Genomic DNA, 4,641 nt, shown 5'->3' with positions numbered 1-4,641 from the left:
AGGGGAAGCAGAGGGAGAAGGGGAAGCAGAGGGAGAAGGGGAAGCAGAGGGAGAAAGGGAAGCAGAGGGAGGTAATAAATAACAGGTGATGAATTAATTATCCATTATTAATTCTTCGTTATCCATTATAAAGGGTGTGACGTTGACGGAAAGGGCGCTGAATAGAAGTGATGGCTTCTTGGATGGTGGCAACATCTAAACAAGTACCACCCTTAGCGCCCGCCATGGTGGTAATATGTTCTTCCATGAGTGTACCACCAATATCATTACAACCCCATTCCAGCGCCCTCAGCGCCCCCTGTAAACCCAATTTCACCCAACTTGGCTGGTGATTAGGGATAACATCTCCTAAAACGATTCTCGCCACGGCGGTTAATTTCAGGGTGGCATTCAAATCCGGTTGATTTCTGCCGACTCTCTGCCGTAACGGTTTCGGTGCTTCTTCTCCCACAAAGGGCAATAAAATAAACTCGGTGATGTGCGCTGGATAACCTTTTTCTAAGGCTTTCTCTTGTAAGTGACGAATACTCAACAAATGATTTAACTGTTGTGTTGGTGTTTCAATAGTACCACATAACATAGTAGAAGTAGTGTAAATGCCAAGGCGGTGGGCGCTGGAAATAATCTCTAACCAAGTGGCAGAATTGAGTTTTTCAGGGCAAATAACTTTTCTAATATTATCATCTAAAACCTCCGCTGCAGTACCCGGCATTGAACCTAAACCATGGTCTCTTAATGCTATAATGACATCATCAAAAGTCAGATTATCTTCTCTGGCAATAAATTCGATTTCTTGGGGGGAAAAAGCGTGTAAATGTAATTGCGGAAAATTATTTTTAATAGTAGTAACTAACTGTAAATAATATTTTAAACTACTACCTTGAATTTTGGCTTGAAGATTTAAACCCCCTTGCATACAAATTTCAGTGGCTTGATTAGCAACAGCATCAGCGCACTTCACCAATATATCTTCCGTCTGTAACCAAAAAGCGCCTTCTTGATTTTCGTCACGACGAAAGGCGCAGAAACTACAATGTTGCTCACAAATATTAGTAAAATTAATATTGCGATTAATGACATAAGTTACCGTGTCGCCCACTTGCTGTTTTCTTAAAAAATTAGCTTTTTCTTGTAATATTAAATTATGGGATAAATTATCATCGGCTAAATAGTTAGTTAGCTGATTATAAGATAAGTCAAAGAATAATTCACTAGGAGTAGTAATCATAAAGTTTTAATGATAAAAATATTAAATAGGTGGTGCTGAAAAAGTATTTTGCTGAGGGGAGGGAATTTAGAATTTAGAATTTAGAATGTAGAATTAATAATTTTTGATTGGGATGGAAAAAATAGAGTATTTTTAGAGAAAAAAGTCAATTTATGACACTTTTTGTTATGTAGAATAGACTTTAAACCTTTATTTGACAAGAGTTTTGATTTATTCAGTAAACCCTACATATTAAACAAAAAAAGAGTTTTACCTAAATAATAAGTGATATTAAGTCCGTTTGATTACTTACAAGCCAATTAAAAATAATCTTAGTTCAATTTATTGAACGAAAAACTATTGGTTCCGTGTAATTCATTACATAGTGGGTAAAATGCGAAGACAAAATTTATTTTTATTGGTAACATATTCTCCGAATTCGATATAAATTTATCCTTAGAGTAAAACGGCAAAAAATAAAGTATGGATTATTTTTAAGGATTATTTCTAAATATCCAAAATAAAGAAGTCAGGAAACCAGTAATCAAAATAACTGATATTTGTTTCCAGTTTTTATATTCGCCTATTTTCTCTGATAATTCAGGTATTTTGTCAAAAATAGGTTTAATAGTTTCTAACTTTGTATTGATGTTGCTGACAGTTTTATCTAAGCTGTTATAGTTAGATTCTAAACTATCCATTTTATTTTCGAGACGATCTAACCTATGATTAATTAAATCTTTTAACTCTTTTAAATCATTATCTGTTATGGTACTCATAAAAACTCCCCTAGTTAAGCAACAATAGAAATTTTATCTTTATAAATCATCATAACTTTCTTTGCCCTTTGCTTTTTGCTCTTTTAGATTAAGATAATATCAAGAAAAGCAAAATAGCCTTGAGGTTAAAAAAGTGTATTTTAGCGTTGTCATTCCTACTTATAATCGCCTACCCATTTTACAGAAATGTTTAAGGGCGCTGGAAAATCAAACCTATGATAAAAATATTATCTCAGAATATGAAATTGTTGTAGTGGATGATGGTTCTACAGATAATACCATTAACTGGATTGAGACAGAAAAAAAGAATTTACCCCATGTTAACCTATACCAGCAAAATCATGGTGGGGCGGCGCGCGCCCGTAACTTCGGCATAGAAAAAGCCAAAGGAGATTGGATTATTTTCATCGACAGTGACTTAGTGGTAACACCCACATTTTTACAATCACATGGTAACAGTTTGACGAAAGCGCAACAAGAAAACAAAGAAGATAAGATTTTTACCTATGGAAGAGTAATTAATACAGCTAACTTTGATAATCCTACCGCAGAAACATATAAAATAACTGATTTTTCCGCCGCCTATTTTGCCACAGGAAACGTTGCCATTGCTAAAAAGTGGTTAGAAAAAGCAGGAAAATTTGATACCAGTTTTCGTCAATACGGCTGGGAAGATTTAGAATTGGGCGTAAGACTGAAAAAATTAGGCTTAAAATTGATAAAATGCCCCGAAGCTGTGGGTTATCATTGGCATCCTCCCTTTAGTTTAGATCAAATCCCGAAATTAATTGATCAAGAAGAACAAAGAGGCAGAATGGGAGTAATATTTTATGAAAAGCATCCCAGCTATGAAGTTAAAATGATGATTCAAATGACTTGGCTTCATAAATTGTTGTGGGGAATTCTCTCCGTCGGGGGAATGGTAAATGAAAATACTACCAAACCCTTATTACGTTGGTTAATTAATCACGGTAAATCTCAACTGGCTTTAGAAATTGCCCGAATTTTTCTGAATTGGTATAACGTTAAGGCAGTTTATCAAGCCTATCGTTTAACTAGGGGTTGATGAAAATTAACAATTGGTAATGGATAATTATGAAATTCTACTATCTTCAAATCTTGAGTATTTTCACTTAATTATGAAAAATAGCGATTGTAAATAGATTTTATCAATATAATACTTTTAGATCAAATAGATCAAAATAAGAAAGACTGTATAACAAACTCACATATATAAAATGCGGAGGCATAGAAATGGTAATTGGTTTAATTATTGGTATTGTTATTGGCGCAGTAGTTGTTTTTGTTATCAACAAAGATAAAGTCAATGTTTCTGAGGTAGAAGAAGAAAAGGATAAGGCTTTGAAAAGTGCTGAAAATGACTTTGAAAAACGTAAGCAGGAATTAATTGTTTCTCTACGTCAAGAGTATGAAAAGGAAAATAACCAAAAATTAGCACAACAACAGGAAGACTACCAGCTTCAAATTCAACAATTACAAGCTACTATCGCCGGTTTAGAGTCTAACACTTCTGCGGTAGAAGACGGCTCATCGGCAGAAATTGAGTCTTTACAAGCTACTATCAGTGAATTACAAGCACAATTAGCTGAATTTGAGATTTTAAAAGCTACAGTAGATGAGTTACAAACAAAAAATGAACAACTGGAGGAAGAAAAGGCACAATTAGAAGAAACCTATCAAACTCAATCTCAAGAGGTACAAACTTATTATCAAACTGAATTAGAAAAACAAATTAGTGCCTTTAGAGAGGAATACGAATTAAGAGGAGTAACGGAAGAAGAAGCGCCCTCCACCGTTGATGATAAAATTGATGATAAAGTTGAAGATGTATTGGGTGCTTTTTCTGATTTAGTAGATGACATCTCCGATGATGAGGATACTAGACTTGATGGCGCTGATATTACTGATGATTCCAGTGAGGTGTTATCTTTTTCAGCAGAAACTGAGGAGATGCGTGACGAGGTAGGTTTATTCACTGCAGAAACTGAGGAAGTAGTTGAAGAATTTGCTTTCTCCGAAGACTCAGCAGAAACTGAGGAATTTAGCTATGATGCTGGTGTCGCAGTATTCGAGGAATCTTCAGATGATGATAACTTTAGCTTTGACTCAGGAGAAGCTGAAGCGCAACCTGATGACGATGATTATTTTTCTGGTGAAGAAGATGCAGGAGTTGCATTATTTGCGGAAGATGACTCCCTCTCAGTTGACGATTTAGGGGTGCTGGATGATGGTGATGACTTCAGTTTTGATTCTGTGGAATCGGAAGGAGATGCAGGAGTTGCATTATTTGGTGAAGATGACTCCCCCTCAGTTGACGATTTAGGGGCGCTGGATGATGGTGATGACTTCAGTTTTGATTCTGTGGAGTCTGAAGAAGATGCCGGAATTGCATTATTTGCCGAAGATGATTCTCTCTCTACAGACGATTTAGGGGCGCTGGATGGTGGTGATGACTTCAGTTTTGACTCGGTAGAGTCGAATGAAGATGCAGAAGTAGCATTATTTGAAGATGATAACACTTCTTTGTCTGATGAGGATTTAGGGGCGCTGGATGATGGTGATGACTTCAATTTTGATGTTGTGGAGTCTGAAGAAGATGCCGGAATTGCATTATTTGCCGAAGATGATTCTCTC

General features: G+C 35.8%; 4 protein-coding genes. 2 read left to right on the top strand and 2 right to left on the bottom strand.

Going from position 1 to position 4,641, the window contains the following annotated elements; all coding sequences use genetic code 11:
* Positions 1-118: 118 nt before the first annotated feature.
* Together cofH and IGQ45_06635 are read right to left on the bottom strand one after the other, a co-directional pair.
* Complete coding sequence (gene cofH, locus IGQ45_06640; protein ID MBF2056890.1) at positions 119-1,228, bottom strand: 7,8-didemethyl-8-hydroxy-5-deazariboflavin synthase subunit CofH; 1,110 nt, start codon at positions 1,226-1,228, stop codon at positions 119-121.
* Between the two features lie 473 nt (positions 1,229-1,701).
* Positions 1,702-1,986 carry a hypothetical protein gene (locus IGQ45_06635; GenBank protein ID MBF2056889.1) on the bottom strand — a complete coding sequence of 95 codons (285 nt, stop codon included), beginning with the start codon at positions 1,984-1,986 and terminating at the stop codon, positions 1,702-1,704.
* Positions 1,987-2,119: 133 nt separating this feature from the next.
* Between IGQ45_06635 and IGQ45_06630 the strand changes: the two genes are divergently transcribed.
* Entirely contained in the window at positions 2,120-3,052 is a 933-nt protein-coding gene (locus IGQ45_06630; GenBank protein ID MBF2056888.1) for a glycosyltransferase, read from the top strand.
* 188 nt (positions 3,053-3,240) lie between these two features.
* Positions 3,241-4,641: hypothetical protein (locus IGQ45_06625; protein MBF2056887.1), on the top strand; the 1,401-nt coding region annotated here is incomplete at its 3' end.

Source organism: Cyanobacterium sp. T60_A2020_053 (genome assembly GCA_015272165.1).
GTDB lineage: Bacteria > Cyanobacteriota > Cyanobacteriia > Cyanobacteriales > Cyanobacteriaceae > Cyanobacterium.
Note: the sequence above shows the minus strand (reverse complement) of the source record. Positions and strands in the feature narration are given on the sequence as shown.